Below are 16,252 nucleotides of genomic sequence, written 5' to 3'. Positions count from 1 at the left end.
AGTCATAATGAATAAAGTTAGTGTAGTTGTATTATCATTATTTTTGGGAGCTTGTAGTTCACTCGATTCACAAAGTAATTTTGCAGATTCAGTTGCAGATGTGCAGCCCAAAGGTGGTTATATTCAGGTAACTGGACAATCTTACGTTGCCGAAAGTAAAGCGAATGTAGGGGCGGACATCCTGAAATCGTCACTTTACTTTACGTACAACAAAGAAGTAACACAGAATTCAGCTCCAGAATCTTCAATTATCATGGATGTTAGCTACTTCCAGAGCTATAAAGAATACGAAACAGTGAGCTTTTTCGGTAAGACACTTGAGCTAGAAGACAGACAAGTTCCAAGAGAAAGCTGCAGCGAACACTGCACAAAGACTCAATATATTAAATTTCCATTAAGCGAAGCTGATATTCAGCAGGCAAGAGAAAAGAACTTAGAGTTTACGCTTGATGGACAAAACTCAGTAATGAGTACAACTTTCATTGTGCCGAAAGCGTATATCGACACGATCTACAATGGTGCGAATAATCATACTGCGATCGCGGTTGCTCCAGTCGCGGTACCTGTAGCAGCGGTTGTTGCTGCTGAAGAACCCAAAGCTTCACAAGCTCAAGAGATGGTTAACTACTGGTATGGACAAGCGACAAAAGAAGAGCAGTCCGCAGTGACAGATTGGGCATTCAAAAATCGTAAGAACGCTTCTCCAGCATCAATTGAAGGCTCAAAAGAAATCGAGATGGTTTCATATTGGTTCAATAAGCTAGACAGTGAAGAAAAATCTCAAACTATGATTTGGCTGTTAGAGCAAGAGTAACCCTCTAACGTAAGTCTCTAGCTATGTTTTTCAACCGCAGTATTGTATAACAGCAGTACTGCGGTTTTTCATTTTAGGTCGCGCTCTTTGTTTTAGGTAACAATTTGAATTGAAGGTAATAGAGTGAATATTGGTGAAGTAGCGAAACGTGTTGGTACAACAGCTAAATCCATTCGTTTTTACGAAAGTAAAGGCATGATGAGCCCACCACACCGATCAGAAAATGGTTACAGGCAATACGGCGAGATTCATATCGACCAATTAGAGTTCGTACTGAGAGCTAAAATGGTTGGATTCACTCTCGATGAGTGTAAGTCGCTTGTCGAGTTGGCAATGAATCCGAACAGACAAAGCTACGAAGTAAAGAAGAAGGCCACTCAGAAGTTAGATGAAATTGAATTGAAACTTGCTGAGTTAAATAAAATGAAGGCTCAGTTACAGTCTTGGGTGCATGATTGCCCAGGCGACACTTCTACCGAATGTCCGATTCTAAATAATCTATCTGGCCGTAGTTAGGCTGTTTCAGTTATAAATAATCGTCAGGCCGCAAATTATATTATTAGCCTGACTTTACTCACTTATCACAGCACTTTTCCGCCGTAATGTTTACAGATCAGCAGTGGCACATGAGTGACCGAGTTACCATCTGAACACTTAACAATAGGCCCCATATTTCCATTGCCCGGAGACTGAGTCCCTGCAATAGCGCTTCCAAACGACAGGCTGAACATAGCTGTTAAAATTATTAAAATATGTCTCATACGAACTCCGTTAGGTTTATCTCTGATTGAGATAAATGAAAGTATGGACAAGGAGAGGAAAATTTCAAAAATTTGACGAGCTTAACATTTTTATTAATTATAATTAAGCGAGCTAGTGGCTTCTAATTCATATATATATTGGTGTATAAACTAGGGTTTCTTATATCTTTTTAGTCTTATTAGATAAATTAGTTTTACGAAATAAGAACTTATTTTTTATTCAGTTCGATCTATCGCAATGATAATTCGAATGTTATTTGTCGTTTGAAGCTGCCAAAGCCCACATTTATCGTTAATGTAGGCTTTATATGCACTTTAATTATAAAGGCTCTATTATTAGAACTATTCCGTCTAAAGCAACGATCTTAATTTCGGTACCAGATTGGATATCTTGACTCGCTCTTGCTGACCAAGATGAGTCGCCAACTTTAATACGGCAATTCCCACGTTGAATATCTTCTGTTAAACGAACCGTTTGCCCAACTAGCTGCTTTTCTCTTTGATTCAGGTCTCTGTTAGCATCTGATTGCTTGTCGTTAGATAACTGTCTTCTCCACCACAACCAAGTGGTGATAAGCGAGAAACTCGCAAAGGACAACCATTGCATCTGCCAGCCGATTGGTAGCGCGCCTAATAGCGCTCCGACCAACATGGCAGATATGCCTATCCACAAAAAGTAACCAGCGGTGCCAACCAGCTCTAGGGCTAGCAGCGCTAGACCAAATGCTAACCAATGCCAATGGTTTACTTGCTCTAGTAACTCGAACATAAGTTAGTCCTTACTACCCTTATCATTCTTATGTGCAAACATCTCTGCGATACCTGCGATAGAGCCCATTAGGCCAGTCGCTTCGAGTGGTAGCATGATGATCTTGCCGTTTTCAGCTTGGCCAATAGACTTCAATGCGTCGGTATAACCTTGTGCTATAAAGTAATTTACCGCCTGCATGTCACCTTGAGCGATGGCTGTCGATACCATTTCTGTCGCTTTAGCTTCTGCTTCTGCTGCACGCTCACGAGCTTCTGCTTGCAGAATTGCTGCTTGCTTTTGACCTTCCGCTTTTAAGATTTCTGATTGCTTATGACCTTCCGCTTTTAGGATCTCAGCTTGTCTTACCCCTTCAGCCGATAAAATGTCGGCACGTTTGTTTCGCTCAGCTTTCATCTGGGCATTCATTGCAGCGGTCAGATCGGCTGGCGGTTGCACGTCTTTGATCTCGATACGAGTAACTTTTACACCCCAAGGGTTTGTTGCTTCATCCACGATATTTAGCAGCTTAGTATTGATCATGTCTCGTTGGCTAAGCATCTCATCCAGTTCCATAGAGCCAAGTACGGTACGGATGTTAGTTAGGGTTAAATTACGGATCGCATGCTCAAGGTCATTTACTTCATAAGCCGCTTTCGGAGCATCGATAACTTGTACGAAGCAGACTGCGTCAATCATGACATTAGCATTATCTTTAGAGATGACTTCTTGAGCAGGGACGTCGAGTACACGCTCCATCATGCTGATTCGCTGTCCGACTTTATCAATAAATGGAATAATCAGGTTCAAGCCTGGTTTGAGGGTCTGCGTATAGCGACCAAAGCGTTCGACAGTCCAGTTGTTGCCCTGTGGAACGGTTTTGACACCAGCGAAAATGAACAGTAGTGCGACGACAGTAAAGACGCCAATAGTAATCAATGTATCAATAGCCATACAAAATCCTTTGCAAGTTTAAGTTTTTGATAGTTCACTATTGATACTGGCTCATATTTAAATCCTGAGCAAATTTATAAACGAGAAATGGGCCATAAAATATTGATTTTATGGCCCATTTTATATTATTCATTCGATAAGCTAATTGATTGATTTGTCAGTTTTCGATATTTAATCTAACGATTTTAGGCTTTTGTTAGTAAAGCAGAGAGTACAGTTGTCGACGGTACTTACTGGCAACTGGGTTTCCTTGCCCAAGCGCACTTAAGATGTCCATGAACTCTTTTTTCATATCGCCATCGCAAGCATTTAGATCTTTTGCTAGGAAAGACCACAATAGCTCCATCGCTTCTTCGTTGCGGTTCACTTGGTGATATTGCAATGCTAACTCAGAGGCAGTCTTAGCGTCATTTGGGTCTTGCTGCAGAGCGGTTTCTAATGCCTGTATTTCAGGGCTGTCTGCTGCTTGCTTGTGAAGCTCCAGTTTCGCGACTAAGCCTTTGTAGTAGTTGTCTTGGTACTCTAGAGGAATGGTGGCTAGCTGAGTTTCAGCAAGATCAAACTGTTGCGTTTCTAACAAACACTCTGCGATCGCCAGTTTTACTTCGCCTTTGCTTGTTAGCGCAGCTGGAAGTTGTTGCATTGCTGCCAGTGCTTGTGTGTGCTCACCTGCTTGCATTTGCTCCAGAGCTTGACGTAATGCAAGTTCATCTTGGCTAGGAAGGTGCTTGCTTAGCATTTCAACAATCGCTTCTAAGCTCTGAGGGCCACCAAGCCCATCGACAGGCTGACCGTTAACAAACAGTGCAATAGTCGGCAGTGCTTGAACCCCAAATTGGCTAGCAATGGCTTGCTCTTGCTCGCAATTCAACAGGGCTAGGGTGAAAGCGCCATTGTATTGCTGAGTTAGTGTTTGTAGTTCAGGAATGACTTGGGCGCTCTCTTGGCTCATTGGTGCCCAAAAATGGATGAGTACAGGTGTCTGCATCGAACCTTCTAATACTTGACGAAAGTTCTGCTCATTAAGTTCAACAATATGCGGAGATTGCATTTACGTTCCTTGAGGTTTGTTTTATGGATACGTTGCAAATATGGGGGGATAAGTCGGTAACTTCAAGATCTAACTGGGTTATCTCAGATAAAAAGAGACAAATAAAAACGCCATGCTTCGATGTTGTTAGGATGTTTATCTCAACATAGAAGGCATAGCGTTATCATTTCAGTGGTCAGTGAGGCGTTGCGAGAGGTATTCAAAACAGAATAAACAACGTAATAGCCAGACTTACACCTACCCAATTAAGGCGATTTAAAGTCATGAAATTTCCAAAGTATATTCATCAATTGGGAATAACTGATGAGATAGGCTAAATCATGACACCTTATTGTTACGAATAAATTACATCGTTACATTAAAGTTTGCGACTGTTCATGCAAAGTTAGTAATTTATGCAGCTTTTCGTAAAATAGGGTCTAGCAAACGACTCGGTAGAATTCTTTTCAATACAGCAAATACCTTGGTCGGGGTAGTCACACGGTATCTCAACCTAGGTTTATCAGCAGTGAGAGCATGGAAAACCGGCTCAATACAGCTTTCAGGTGGCAAAACAAAAGCGTTGTTCGATGATTCTTTTTCGAGACGGTCTTTTTGTTGTTGGTAAGCTTCTTGATGAGCACTGCCTGAAATGGATATCCATTTATTGAATGCTTTGAGGGCATTGGTTCTGAATTGAGTCTCAATTGGCCCCGGCTGTAATAATGATATGTGTATACCACTGCCGTGAAGCTCTAAGCGTAATGTGTCTGTCCACCCTTCGAGAGCGAACTTCGATGCATTATATGCGCCACGATATTTCATGGCGGCAAAACCTAATACTGAGCTGTTTTGTACAATGCGCCCTTCACCGCGTTCACGCATGTGCGGAAGGATTTGGCAAACTAAGTGATGCCAACCAAAGAAATTGGTTTCAAATTGCTCTCTGAGCCCTTGGGTTGGCAAATCCTCTAGCGCGCCAGCTTGACCATAAGCCCCATTATTGAATAAACCATACAACCCGTTAGGCGCGAGCTCTATCGCTCGCTTCGCCCCTTGCTCGATGCTTTCTTGATTGGAAAGGTCTAACTGGATACAAGTGAGTCCTTCGTCTTGAAGGCGTTTTACATCTCGTGGGTGGCGACAGGATGCAATGACATTAAAACCACGTTTTTGCAGTGCATGAGCACATGTATAGCCTATACCCGTTGAGCAGCCAGTGATAAGAATCGACTTGTTCACACTTAATCCTTTATTAGAGTCTCTATCTCTCTAGAGTAAAGAATTAGTCTTGATGTTGTAACAAGTTTTTCAGAGCAGGTTCGATTCTTGAGTAACTGAATATAAAACCCATCTCAGTCAATTTCTTTGGCTTAGAACGAATGCTATCGAACAGTAGACAAGAAGATTCGCCCATGAGCAGCGACATCGCCCATTTGGGTGTGAAGAGAATATGTGGACGTCGTAACTGTTTGGCTAATGTACTACTAAATTGTTTGTTGGTGACGGGATGAGGGGCGCATAGATTAAATTCCCCTTGAGCGTGAGGGATCGACAATAAGTGGTTGATGGCTCGAACCATATCAAGCATATGAATCCATGGCATGTATTGCTTTCCTGAGCCTAGTGGTCCACCCACACCAAGTTTGTATGGCATCAGCATCTTCTTTAGCGCTCCACCATTTTCGCCAAGAACAATACCTGTCCGGAGCAATATAACGCGAGTGTTATCTGATTGAGCTCGTTTAGCGATGTCTTCCCAATGAGCACAGACTTTGTGAGGAAAGCTTTCATCCTCTACTTGTAATGATTCATCAAACGGTCTTTGTTGTTGATCACCATAGTAACCGACGGCTGAGCCACTGATAAAAGTCTGTGGTGGATTTGTACTGGTGTGGATTAGCTCGACGATTTTTTCTGTGATATTCCAGCGGCTATGACAAATTCTCTCTTTTTGTTCTGCACTCCAACGTTTGTCGGCAATGGGTTCTCCCGCGAGGTTGACCACTGCGTCGAAATTATTGAGGTCGTCGATATCATCAAGAGACTGTATGTAGTGAAGATTGTTTTGGTTGAGATGGTTCAGGCTTTGCTTTGCTTTTTCTGGGCTCCGCGTCAGTAATGTCACGTCGTCAGTGTTCCAACTCTTGATCAATTCAGAGCCAATAAATCCAGTACCACCAGTTAACAATATCTTCATACCAATCTCCCTATTAAACATAATTATAGACATGGCTTGTTTTTAATAGCCAACCAATACGAAAAATTCACTATAACGATCAGTTGATTTCAATCGTGTGATAGCCAAATTATGCCCTTAATAAATAGACATATGAATTTAATCGTTGATAGCGGAATGTATACCTTTATCACACTTATGAACTTTACTCGGATAGGTTACCAACTGCGTAATATTTATCACATAAGCAACGATAAGGATTTGCCATGATTATTAGTAATTGATAACCGAGCGTAATCGTAAACAAAAGGAGTCACGATGACAGCAGTGCTTGCTTTGTTTCGAGCTATGTTAGGTAGCCTGAGAGACTTATTACCGATTGTCGCGGTGATTGCTTTCTTCCAACTCGCGGTTCTCCAAGAGCCGCTTCCTCATCTATTTTCTATTTTGTTTGGCCTGATGCTGGTGGTTTTAGGCCTCACTTTTTTCATCTTCGGACTCGAAATGGGACTTTTCCCGATTGGAGAATCGATGGCTCAAGCATTTGCTCGCAAGGGGAGTGTGTTCTGGTTACTGACCTTTGCTTTTTGTTTGGGCTTTGGTACCACCATCGCAGAACCCGCATTAACTGCGGTTGCTGCCGAGGCCGCTGAAGTGGCGGCAGAAGGCGGCGTTATCCCCAACTCTTTAGATGAGATGGAACAATACGCTGATGGTCTCAGGCTTACGGTGGCGCTTTCCGTTGGTATCGCGATTTTACTTGGCGTGTTACGAATCCTGAAAGGCTGGCCAATTCAATACATGATTATCGGTGGTTATATTGGTGTTGTGGTGCTGACAGCATTTGCTCCTGAAAATATCATCGGTATCGCATATGACTCTGGAGGCGTGACGACTTCAACCATCACCGTTCCTCTCGTTACTGCTTTAGGGGTTGGTTTGGCTTCTGCGATTAAGGGACGTAATCCTATGATTGATGGATTTGGCTTGATCGCGTTTGCCTCACTATTGCCGATGATGTTTGTGATGGTTTATGGAATGGTGGTGACATGATCAGCTTCCAGCAATTTATAGATACTTTTCTTGGTACCGTGACTGATGTTATTCCTATTGGTGTCATTATCTTTGGTTTTCAGTTGGCGGTGTTACGTAAACCTGTCACTAATTTAGGCAAAGTACTACTTGGCTTTTTCTACGTGATCTTAGGTCTCTCTCTTTTTTTGATGGGGCTTGAATTGGCATTGTTTCCTTTAGGGGAGACGATGGCGATGCAATTGACCGAGCCAAGTTTTTTGTCGGAATTTAAGATCAGCTCAGGACATGAATTGGTGTGGTTTGACTATTACTGGGTCTACCTGTTTGCATTCTTTATTGGTTTTAGTACTACGATAGCCGAACCTTCTTTGATTGCTGTCGCAATTAAGGCGAACCAAGTTTCTGGTGGCAGCATTAGGATCAACGGTTTAAGAATTGCTGTCGCACTCGGTGTCGCGATTGGTATCTCCCTTGGGAGTTATCGCATCGTTGCAGGTGACCCTATCCACTACTACATCATTTTTGGTTATGTCATTGTCGTGATTCAAACCTTCTACGCGCCCAAACTAATTATTCCGTTAGCTTACGATTCGGGTGGCGTAACCACATCAACGGTGACGGTGCCCTTGGTGACGGCTCTTGGGTTAGGGCTTGCTTCAACCGTACCTGGACGTAATCCCGTGATCGATGGTTTTGGCTTGATTGCGTTTGCCAGCTTATTTCCAATCATCTCTGTAATGGGCTATGCCCAAATAACACATTGGTTAAATCGTTTACACACCTCTAAGGAGAGTAAAGATGCGCTTTAAACTTATCTTAGCGTTTGTCGAAGAGAGCAAGACAGACATCGTGCTTGACGCCGCGCGTGATGCTGGCGCAACCGGAGCGACGGTGATTAATAATGCCAGAGGACAGGGCTTAAACCAGAAACGCACTTTCTTTGGCTTGACGCTAGAGGTTCAAAAAGACGTGTTGTTGTTTGTTGTCGAAGAGCATTTAGCGAGACATATTCTCGAAAGGATCAGTGAGGTGGGGGAGTTTGACCAAGAATCGGGGCAAGGTATTGCGGTACAGATAGATGTAGAAGATGCCGTAGGGGTTGCCCACCAAGTAGAGACGTTGACTAAAATTGTGGAGGATGAGCTATGAGTAGCAGTGAAAGAATCCGAGTGAGTGATGTAATGGCCAATACCTATGTCATTATCGATGGGTTGACCACCGTGTTAGAAGCGATTGAGATGGCAAGACAACACAAGGTAAAAGCCATTATCGTAGATAAACGTCATGAGGATGATGAGTACGGTATTGTATTGATGAATGACATTGCTAAGAAAGTGCTTGCTAAGAACCGTTCTCCAAAGCGAACCAATGTTTATGAAATCATGACAAAACCAGCCTTAAGTGTGTCGGCAGATATGAACGTTAAGTATTGCGCTCGACTGTTTGAGCGGTTTGGTATCAGTCGTGCTCCGGTGGTCAGTAATAATCAAATCGTCGGTATGGTTAGTTACAATAATATCGTAATCAACGGCATGGCGAGAGATGACGTGTAGCCTTTCGATACGTACAATAGAGGCATAAGTTTTATGGAGAAGTACGTGTGAAATTATTTTTTGCTTCCGATCTACACGGATCGCTGCCAGCAACAGAAAAGGTATTAGAACTCTATCAAGCGTCCGGTGCGCAATATTTAGTTCTACTGGGTGATATTCTGAATCACGGTCCGAGAAACCCGATTCCTGAAGGATATAATCCGCCAGCGGTCGCAGAGAAGCTAAATGAGCTCTCTCAAGAGATCATCGCGGTTCGTGGTAATTGCGATAGCGAAGTGGATCAGATGCTGCTGTCTTTCCCGATGATGATGGATTATTCGTGGGTACTGTTAGAGTCAGGTGCGCGTATTTTCTTAACTCATGGTCACCTTTATAACACGACTAAGCGACCTGCATTAAAAGCGGGTGATGTTATTGCGCATGGGCATACTCATATCCCTGTTGCCGAATACCAAGATGGTGTGTTTATTTTCAATCCAAGCTCAGTTACATTTCCAAGAAATGGCCATGCCGCTAGCTATGGCCTCTATGAAAATAACACATTCAAAGTGATTAGCTTGGAAGGTGAGTTGCTTGTGAGTGGCAAGCTATAAACTGGTCGTCTTAAATAAATAGATCAAAGCCTTCCGATAAGGCTTACTTTGAGTCTACGTGGCCAAGATCTCTATCTGGAGCAATGATGTTTCGAACTCTTTGCTTCAGAACTTTCGCCTCAGGAAAGCCTCCATCGGCTTTTCTTTCCCAAATTTGCACACCATTACACAAGATTTCAAATCGCCCACCCGTATCAGGGTGCAAACTTACTTGCTCTATTTCTTCACTGAAAGTATGCAGTAACTCTTGGCATAACCAGCTAGAACGAAGCATCCAATTGCATTGACGGCAATAGTGTATGGATATAGACGCTTTAGTGAATGATGAAGCGGTTTGCTCTGATTCTTTGCTCATGGGTAATCCTTTAAGCGCGAGTAAATTCCTAGTCCCAATATCACGGTTTCAATAACAACACCGATGTTACGGGTAATAAAAAAGGAGCATCATGCTCCTTTTTCTATTGGTATTTCGTTTAAGGCTGTACCGCGATTGATATACGGTAAATAGCTATTCAGTCTTAGTTTGAAAACAACACTGTAGAACCGTGATTCAAGCTTGTGAGCAGCAGTGCTTTCGGATTCACAATATCAATTCGACGACTCTGTTCTGCATCCATCTTGATAACCTGAGTGATAAGGTCTAATTGCTCTTCAGAGAAGTCTTGGCGTTGAGCCGAAGTCACATCTTTAAACTCAGTCGGAGAAACGAGTAAGTAGTTATCGTTGATATCCCATTGGCCTGTTTCAGAAATGTTGATCACATTCGCTGGCGCAGTTTGGGTGCTGTATAACCTAACTACCGACATTCTTAGATAGGTGCCGTTTGGTAGGTATTTTGCATTTGACGACAATTCAACTTTACGAAGTGGGCCGATTGAATCAGCTTGCTTGCTATCGCTAATCAGAGTCACCATTTTCGATTGCCATTCATGCTGAGTGAGCAAGCGCTCTACTTTTGCATCGCTACCCCAATACAACCAACCACTTAAGAAAGCAGAGAGAACCAGTAAAATAATGGATACTTTTAATTTCATGTTACTCATCGCCTTTACAAATGTCGTTTACATCCGACTGGTTTGCATAAATTCTTAGGGTTACATTCTCGCTCGAATATTCTTGAGGGTGAATGTAGTTGAGGGCAAGGTTGTTGGTTTGTCCACCCGTTGCAATCACTTCAGTTGGCTTTAACATGCCTGTGTGATTGGTGTTATAACGCAATACACATTTCTCTATCGCTGGCAGCCAACTGGTGAGATCAGGGTGATTGATTGGTGATTGCACTTTCACGCCATCAACTTCTGCTAAAGTACGAAACTCTGATTCAGCTGGATTAGTAAACGTCAAAACAAGGATTGGCATGATGATAGCGGTAAGCAACAACCCAAATGTTAACCATTTAGTATTGTTGACTGGAGCTGAAACAGAAGTCGTCGTTGGTTCTACTTCAACTCTAGTCTCTTGAACTTTTGTGATTGCTGCAAGGTCGACAGTTTCAGAAATAGTGTCTTCACTGGTTGTAGTTGTAGTTGTAGCAGTGGCAAACGTTAAAATAGGTTCTACGTCAATTTCTGCAATTTCAGCCGTCACCGATTGATCATTTGAAGAAAGTGGTGCAGAGCGCTCTACAGTGGCAATAAACTGGTAACCACGCTTTGGAACAGTCTTAACGAATTCTGGAGATTTGGTCGAGTCTTTCAGCATCTTTCTTAGTGTTGATACTGCTTGCGTCAAGCTTGAGTCATCGACTTCAAAGCCTTGGTCTCGCCAAACATATTCGTGCAATTCATTACGAGTGATAACTTCATTGGGCCTTTCTGACAGCATTAGGAGAATGCGGCTTTCATTGCTGCCAAGGCGCACGACTTCGCCGTCGCTCAGTTGATCAACAAGTGAATTGCTATTTGGATCGAAGACGAACCGCTGTGCGAGAATAAACTTTGTGCCGATATTGCTCATTGAATTCTTCTATTTTGGATGATTTTGGGTGCGAAATAGACAAATCAGAGGTGAAGTTCAGCTGATTCTTCACCAAATTATGGCTTCTTTTATGTTCTTTTATATTTATCAGGCTCAAGGATAATAAAAACAGATAAAAAAAACAGTGTTTTTATGATTTTTGACCTTGAATTTACATTTGTCATCCTCATGTTAATGAACATAAGAGTGGCATTCAGTATTCCGCCCTGTCGTTATTCAACATAAAGTATAGATGTTTTGGAGTAAAAATGAGCGAAACAGCAACGCAAAATAAAGAGACTCGTGGCTTTCAATCTGAAGTAAAACAACTACTTCACTTAATGATTCACTCTCTCTATTCAAATAAAGAAATTTTCCTACGTGAGCTGATCTCTAACGCATCTGACGCAGCTGATAAGCTTCGTTTTCAAGCGTTATCAAATGGCGACCTTTACCAAGGTGATGCTGATCTAGGTGTTAAACTGTCGTTTAACGCAGAAGCCAATACTTTAACGATTTCAGACAACGGTATCGGCATGAGCCGCGATAACGTTATTGAGCATTTAGGTACAATTGCAAAATCAGGTACCGCAGACTTTTTCTCAAAACTGTCTGATGACCAAAGCAAAGACTCTCAATTGATTGGTCAATTTGGTGTTGGCTTTTATTCTGCTTTCATCGTTGCCGATGCTGTAACCGTGCGCACTCGTGCTGCTGGCCTAGCGAGTAATGAAGCCGTGCAATGGCACTCTGCAGGTGAAGGCGATTACACCATTGAAGACGTTACAAAAGAGTCTCGTGGTACTGACATCATTCTTCATATGCGTGAAGACGGCAAAGAGTTCTTAAATGAATGGCGTCTACGTGAAGTGATTGGTAAATACTCTGATCACATCGGTATCCCTGTTTCTATCTTCACTGCTGTTAAAGATGACGAAGGTAAAGACACCGAAGAGAAGCATTGGGAACAGATCAATAAAGCCCAAGCGCTTTGGACTCGCAACAAATCTGATATCGAGAAAGAAGAGTATCAAGAATTTTATAAGCATGTATCTCACGACTTTGCTGATCCACTAACGTGGAGCCATAACAAAGTTGAAGGTAAGAACGACTACACAAGTCTGCTTTATATCCCAGCTAAAGCACCTTGGGACATGATGAACCGTGACCATAAAAGCGGCCTAAAATTGTACGTGCAGCGCGTCTTCATCATGGATGATGCTGAACAGTTCATGCCATCTTACATGCGTTTCGTTCGTGGTTTGATTGACTCAAACGATCTACCACTCAACGTATCTCGTGAAATTCTTCAAGACAACAAGGTGACTCAGTCTCTTCGTGGTGCATGTACCAAGCGTGTTCTGACTATGCTTGAGCGCATGGCGAAGAATGACAACGACAAGTACCTAGAGTTTTGGAAAGAGTTTGGCCTTGTATTGAAAGAAGGCCCAGCGGAAGACATGGCGAACAAAGAAAAAATCGCTGGTTTACTTCGCTTCTCATCAACGGAAGTTGACTCTGCTGACCAAGCTATCAGCCTCGTGTCTTACGTTGAACGTATGAAGGAAGGTCAAGACAAGATTTATTACCTAACAGCAGATAACTACGCTGCCGCTAAGAACAGCCCGCATTTGGAGCAGTTCAAAGCAAAAGGTATCGAAGTGGTTCTAATGTACGATCGTATTGATGAGTACGTAATGAACTACCTAACGGATTTCGATGGTAAACAATTCCAATCGATCACCAAAGCGGGCTTAGACCTAAGCAAGTTCGAAGGCGAAGAAGAGAAAGAGAAGCAAAAAGAGGCAGAAGAAGAGTTCAAATCTGTTGTTGAGCGCACTCAATCTTACCTAGGTGATCGTGTTAAAGAGGTTCGCACGACATTCAAGTTAGCAACTACACCTGCTGTTGTTGTTACCGATGATTTCGAGATGGGCACTCAAATGGCTAAACTTCTTGAAGCTGCGGGTCAAGCTGCTCCTGAGGTGAAGTACATCTTTGAGATTAACCCTGAACATGCGCTAGTTAAGCAGATGGCTGATGAAGCGGACGAACAAGCGTTCGGTCGTTGGGTTGAGTTACTACTTGGCCAAGCTATGCTGGCTGAAAAAGGCTCAATGGAAGATCCGTCACAATTCTTAGGTGCAATCAACGAGCTACTAACAAAACGTTAGTCTTTCGACTTTGGGCTAAGCCTATAATTATCAACAAAAGCTCGCTAATGCGGGCTTTTTTATGAACGTCGCTTAAATTCATCGAAATGTAGCTAAAGTCGCTAACAAGACGAACGCAAACGCTGTCGATACATTCTTTAGTCTTAATTTCAGCCAAATTGAATATTAATGTGATAGAATGCTCGACCTAATCAGCTGGTACTATAAACCTATCGTCTCCAGTTGTATGATTTTTAAACGTTATACCGAAACTTACCGTTTTGCTTCTGTTTACAGTTGTGCTTAGCCTCAGTTGTTACCTAACCTCTCTTGTTTGACCTAAATTAAACCAGAAAGGCGGGATAGTGAGCTTCGGTATAAATCATAATTTTTATAAGAGGATTAAACATGCGCATCATTCTTCTAGGTGCTCCTGGCGCGGGTAAAGGTACTCAAGCTAACTTCATCATGAACAAATTTGGTATCCCTCAAATTTCAACTGGTGACATGCTACGTGCTGCTATCAAAGCGGGTACTGAGCTTGGTAAGCAAGCAAAATCAGTAATCGACGCTGGTCAGCTAGTTTCTGATGAAATTATCCTTGGTCTAATCAAAGAGCGTATCGCTCAAGATGACTGTGAGAAAGGTTTCCTACTAGACGGTTTCCCACGCACAATCCCACAAGCGGATGGCCTAAAAGAAATGGGCATTGCTGTTGATTACGTTGTTGAATTCGACGTAGCTGACGATGTGATTGTTGAGCGTATGGCTGGTCGTCGTGCTCACCTTCCTTCTGGCCGTACATACCACAGTGTGTACAACCCGCCTAAAGAAGAAGGTAAAGATGACATCACTGGCGAAGAGCTAGTTGTACGTGATGACGACAAAGAAGAAACAGTTCGTGCACGTCTAGGCGTATACCACGATCAAACAGCTCCGCTTATCTCTTACTACGGTAAAGAAGCGGAAGCAGGCAACACTAAGTACCTTCAATTTGATGGTACTAAGCAAGTTGCTGAAGTTAGTGCAGAACTTGAGAAAGCATTAGCATAATTGGCTAACAGCCAGTTTTAGAATTTGATATATTAGAAGCGACCTTATAGGTCGCTTTTTTTGTTTCAATTTTTAGTACGATACCAATCTAAATAAGTTTGATTGCGCAAAATTCAAGGTTGTTAAGCTTTGATGATGGGTAGCAGTTTAGAGTTTGAGGTACCTAATGTGCAGAATGATTATTCAAACATTTGGTAGGCGTAATGATCTTCAACTTACTCAGATTAGTATATTACTTTCCAGAAAATCACACATTGGTCTCAGGTATCTATGGAAAATAATAAAAAGCAGGGCGTTTTACTGGTGAACTTAGGGACTCCAGATTCGGCGACCCCGGCTGGCGTTCGTCGATTTTTGAGTGAATTCTTACACGACAAGCGAGTCGTTAATCTAACTCGTTGGCTTTGGTGCCCTATTTTACATGGGGTGATCTTACCGATTCGAGCACCGAAAGTGGCTAAACTATACCAATCTGTTTGGATGGACGATGGATCACCGCTGCTTGTGTACTCGCAAAGACAAGCGCAAAAGCTACAGAAAAAATTACAGTTGCCTGTTGCTTTGGGAATGACCTATGGTAGCCCAAGCCTTAAAACAGGTATTGAGCAATTGATGGAGCAGGGTGTTGAAGATATCATCGTATTGCCTTTATACCCCCAGTACTCAGGCACAACGACAGCAGCTGTTTCTGATGGTTTAACTAAAGCCTTCAAGCAAATGCCTGTTATCCCGAGCTATCGCTTTATTCGAGATTATTACTCTCACCCTAGCTATGCGAAAGCATTGGCTGAAAGTGTTCGTAGCCATTGGGAAGAAAATGGCAGAGGCGATCACTTGGTGTGTTCATTCCACGGCATTCCTAAAAGGTTAGCCGATGAAGGCGATACCTACCCTCAACATTGTGAAGCGACGACCAAATTGCTTGCTGCGGAGTTAGGGTTATCCTCGGAAGACATCACCATGACATACCAATCTCGATTTGGCCGCGAGGAGTGGTTGAAGCCTTATACCGACGAAACGCTTGAAACGCTTCCAAGCAAAGGCATCAAGAAGATCGATATTATGGCGCCCGCATTCTCAGTGGATTGTTTAGAAACGTTAGAAGAGATTTCAGACCAGTGTAAAGAGACGTTCATTGAGGCTGGTGGTTCTGACTTTAGCTACATTATGTGTCTCAACGACAGAGACTCACACATCGACATGATGGCTGAACTAGTGGCGCTTCATCGCTAACTGATATGTCGATTGAATAGATAGCAAAAGGGCTGCTCATTGAGCAGCCCTTTTTGATCTTGATGTCCCGTCCTGAAATGTGTTTACACATTGAGGACGAATTATGACTACTTCAAATAATACCTACGTTAAGCGCACTCAGCGTGATTACACACTAGGCTTTAAATTACAGGTCGTCGCCGCTGTAGAA

General features: G+C 42.7%; 18 protein-coding genes. 10 read left to right on the top strand and 8 right to left on the bottom strand.

Going from position 1 to position 16,252, the window contains the following annotated elements:
* The first annotated feature begins 7 nt into the window (after positions 1-7).
* Positions 8-814 (top strand): DUF2057 family protein, encoded by an 807-nt coding sequence (locus tag AACW75_RS24380; protein WP_145572336.1) that lies wholly within the window; start codon positions 8-10, stop codon positions 812-814.
* A 123-nt stretch (positions 815-937) separates the two neighbouring features.
* Positions 938-1,330, top strand: a complete 393-nt coding sequence (cueR, locus tag AACW75_RS24375; RefSeq protein WP_017073177.1) for a Cu(I)-responsive transcriptional regulator — start codon at positions 938-940, stop codon at positions 1,328-1,330.
* Between the two features lie 564 nt (positions 1,331-1,894).
* On the opposite strand, the gene AACW75_RS24370 is transcribed toward cueR, so the two are convergent.
* The 5 genes from AACW75_RS24370 to AACW75_RS24350 form a co-directional block, all read right to left on the bottom strand.
* Positions 1,895-2,344 (bottom strand): NfeD family protein, encoded by a 450-nt coding sequence (locus tag AACW75_RS24370; RefSeq protein WP_145572337.1) that lies wholly within the window; start codon positions 2,342-2,344, stop codon positions 1,895-1,897.
* Between the two features lie 3 nt (positions 2,345-2,347).
* Complete coding sequence (locus tag AACW75_RS24365; protein WP_145572338.1) at positions 2,348-3,277, bottom strand: SPFH domain-containing protein; 930 nt, start codon at positions 3,275-3,277, stop codon at positions 2,348-2,350.
* A 196-nt stretch (positions 3,278-3,473) separates the two neighbouring features.
* Complete coding sequence (locus AACW75_RS24360) at positions 3,474-4,328, bottom strand: thioredoxin family protein (RefSeq protein WP_145565563.1); 855 nt, start codon at positions 4,326-4,328, stop codon at positions 3,474-3,476.
* 393 nt (positions 4,329-4,721) lie between these two features.
* Positions 4,722-5,549: an SDR family oxidoreductase gene (locus AACW75_RS24355; protein ID WP_237297568.1), complete on the bottom strand. Its 828-nt coding sequence runs from the start codon at positions 5,547-5,549 to the stop codon at positions 4,722-4,724.
* Between the two features lie 43 nt (positions 5,550-5,592).
* Positions 5,593-6,507: a TIGR01777 family oxidoreductase gene (locus AACW75_RS24350; RefSeq protein WP_145572340.1), complete on the bottom strand. Its 915-nt coding sequence runs from the start codon at positions 6,505-6,507 to the stop codon at positions 5,593-5,595.
* A gap of 297 nt (positions 6,508-6,804) precedes the next feature.
* Between AACW75_RS24350 and AACW75_RS24345 the strand changes: the two genes are divergently transcribed.
* From AACW75_RS24345 to yfcE, 5 genes are read left to right on the top strand one after another with little or no spacing between them, the layout of a single operon-like run.
* Positions 6,805-7,539, top strand: a complete 735-nt coding sequence (locus AACW75_RS24345; RefSeq protein WP_102552192.1) for a DUF1538 domain-containing protein — start codon at positions 6,805-6,807, stop codon at positions 7,537-7,539.
* Positions 7,536-8,330 carry a DUF1538 domain-containing protein gene (locus AACW75_RS24340; protein WP_145572341.1) on the top strand — a complete coding sequence of 265 codons (795 nt, stop codon included), beginning with the start codon at positions 7,536-7,538 and terminating at the stop codon, positions 8,328-8,330. Before AACW75_RS24345 ends, AACW75_RS24340 begins: the two co-directional genes overlap by 4 nt.
* Entirely contained in the window at positions 8,320-8,670 is a 351-nt protein-coding gene (locus AACW75_RS24335) for a P-II family nitrogen regulator (protein ID WP_017073169.1), read from the top strand. Before AACW75_RS24340 ends, AACW75_RS24335 begins: the two co-directional genes overlap by 11 nt.
* The gene (locus tag AACW75_RS24330; RefSeq protein WP_145572342.1) at positions 8,667-9,074 is read left to right on the top strand and encodes a CBS domain-containing protein; all 408 of its coding nucleotides are present in this window, start codon (positions 8,667-8,669) and stop codon (positions 9,072-9,074) included. Before AACW75_RS24335 ends, AACW75_RS24330 begins: the two co-directional genes overlap by 4 nt.
* A gap of 47 nt (positions 9,075-9,121) precedes the next feature.
* A complete protein-coding gene (gene yfcE / locus AACW75_RS24325) occupies positions 9,122-9,667 on the top strand; it encodes a phosphodiesterase (RefSeq protein ID WP_145572343.1) in 546 nt (181 codons plus the stop codon).
* Between the two features lie 43 nt (positions 9,668-9,710).
* Here yfcE and AACW75_RS24320 read toward each other — a convergent pair whose 3' ends face one another.
* From AACW75_RS24320 to AACW75_RS24310, 3 genes are all read right to left on the bottom strand, one after another.
* On the bottom strand, positions 9,711-10,022 hold the full coding sequence (locus tag AACW75_RS24320) for a SelT/SelW/SelH family protein (RefSeq protein WP_145572344.1): 312 nt from the start codon (positions 10,020-10,022) through the stop codon (positions 9,711-9,713).
* 163 nt (positions 10,023-10,185) lie between these two features.
* A complete protein-coding gene (locus AACW75_RS24315; protein WP_145565568.1) occupies positions 10,186-10,701 on the bottom strand; it encodes a regulatory protein ToxS in 516 nt (171 codons plus the stop codon).
* Between the two features lies 1 nt (position 10,702).
* A complete protein-coding gene (locus tag AACW75_RS24310; protein ID WP_145572345.1) occupies positions 10,703-11,623 on the bottom strand; it encodes a winged helix-turn-helix domain-containing protein in 921 nt (306 codons plus the stop codon).
* A gap of 269 nt (positions 11,624-11,892) precedes the next feature.
* On the opposite strand from AACW75_RS24310, the gene htpG reads away from it, so the two are divergent.
* The 3 genes from htpG (at position 11,893) to hemH (ending at position 16,062) form a co-directional block, all read left to right on the top strand.
* Positions 11,893-13,797: a molecular chaperone HtpG gene (gene htpG, locus AACW75_RS24305; protein ID WP_145572346.1), complete on the top strand. Its 1,905-nt coding sequence runs from the start codon at positions 11,893-11,895 to the stop codon at positions 13,795-13,797.
* Positions 13,798-14,184: 387 nt separating this feature from the next.
* Positions 14,185-14,829, top strand: coding sequence for an adenylate kinase (gene adk, locus AACW75_RS24300; protein WP_017073162.1), 645 nt, complete (start codon positions 14,185-14,187; stop codon positions 14,827-14,829).
* A 270-nt stretch (positions 14,830-15,099) separates the two neighbouring features.
* The gene (hemH, locus tag AACW75_RS24295) at positions 15,100-16,062 is read left to right on the top strand and encodes a ferrochelatase (RefSeq protein WP_145572348.1); all 963 of its coding nucleotides are present in this window, start codon (positions 15,100-15,102) and stop codon (positions 16,060-16,062) included.
* Positions 16,063-16,252: the final 190 nt, after the last annotated feature.

The organism is Vibrio sp. L3-7 (assembly GCF_963898195.1).
GTDB classification, from domain to species: Bacteria; Pseudomonadota; Gammaproteobacteria; order Enterobacterales; family Vibrionaceae; genus Vibrio; species Vibrio echinoideorum.
The sequence above is the reverse complement of the archived record's forward strand: the minus strand, read 5'-3'. Positions and strand labels throughout refer to the sequence as shown.

Coding starts and splice junctions, on each gene's coding strand:
- AACW75_RS24380 (WP_145572336.1), top strand. CDS start 8: ATGAATAAAGTTAGTGTAGTTGTATTATCATTATTTTTGGGAGCTTGT.
- AACW75_RS24370 (WP_145572337.1), bottom strand. CDS start 2,344: ATGTTCGAGTTACTAGAGCAAGTAAACCATTGGCATTGGTTAGCATTT.
- AACW75_RS24365 (WP_145572338.1), bottom strand. CDS start 3,277: ATGGCTATTGATACATTGATTACTATTGGCGTCTTTACTGTCGTCGCA.
- AACW75_RS24360 (WP_145565563.1), bottom strand. CDS start 4,328: ATGCAATCTCCGCATATTGTTGAACTTAATGAGCAGAACTTTCGTCAA.
- AACW75_RS24350 (WP_145572340.1), bottom strand. CDS start 6,507: ATGAAGATATTGTTAACTGGTGGTACTGGATTTATTGGCTCTGAATTG.
- AACW75_RS24345 (WP_102552192.1), top strand. CDS start 6,805: ATGACAGCAGTGCTTGCTTTGTTTCGAGCTATGTTAGGTAGCCTGAGA.
- AACW75_RS24340 (WP_145572341.1), top strand. CDS start 7,536: ATGATCAGCTTCCAGCAATTTATAGATACTTTTCTTGGTACCGTGACT.
- AACW75_RS24335 (WP_017073169.1), top strand. CDS start 8,320: ATGCGCTTTAAACTTATCTTAGCGTTTGTCGAAGAGAGCAAGACAGAC.
- AACW75_RS24330 (WP_145572342.1), top strand. CDS start 8,667: ATGAGTAGCAGTGAAAGAATCCGAGTGAGTGATGTAATGGCCAATACC.
- AACW75_RS24320 (WP_145572344.1), bottom strand. CDS start 10,022: ATGAGCAAAGAATCAGAGCAAACCGCTTCATCATTCACTAAAGCGTCT.
- AACW75_RS24315 (WP_145565568.1), bottom strand. CDS start 10,701: ATGAAATTAAAAGTATCCATTATTTTACTGGTTCTCTCTGCTTTCTTA.
- AACW75_RS24310 (WP_145572345.1), bottom strand. CDS start 11,623: ATGAGCAATATCGGCACAAAGTTTATTCTCGCACAGCGGTTCGTCTTC.
- htpG (WP_145572346.1), top strand. CDS start 11,893: ATGAGCGAAACAGCAACGCAAAATAAAGAGACTCGTGGCTTTCAATCT.
- adk (WP_017073162.1), top strand. CDS start 14,185: ATGCGCATCATTCTTCTAGGTGCTCCTGGCGCGGGTAAAGGTACTCAA.
- hemH (WP_145572348.1), top strand. CDS start 15,100: ATGGAAAATAATAAAAAGCAGGGCGTTTTACTGGTGAACTTAGGGACT.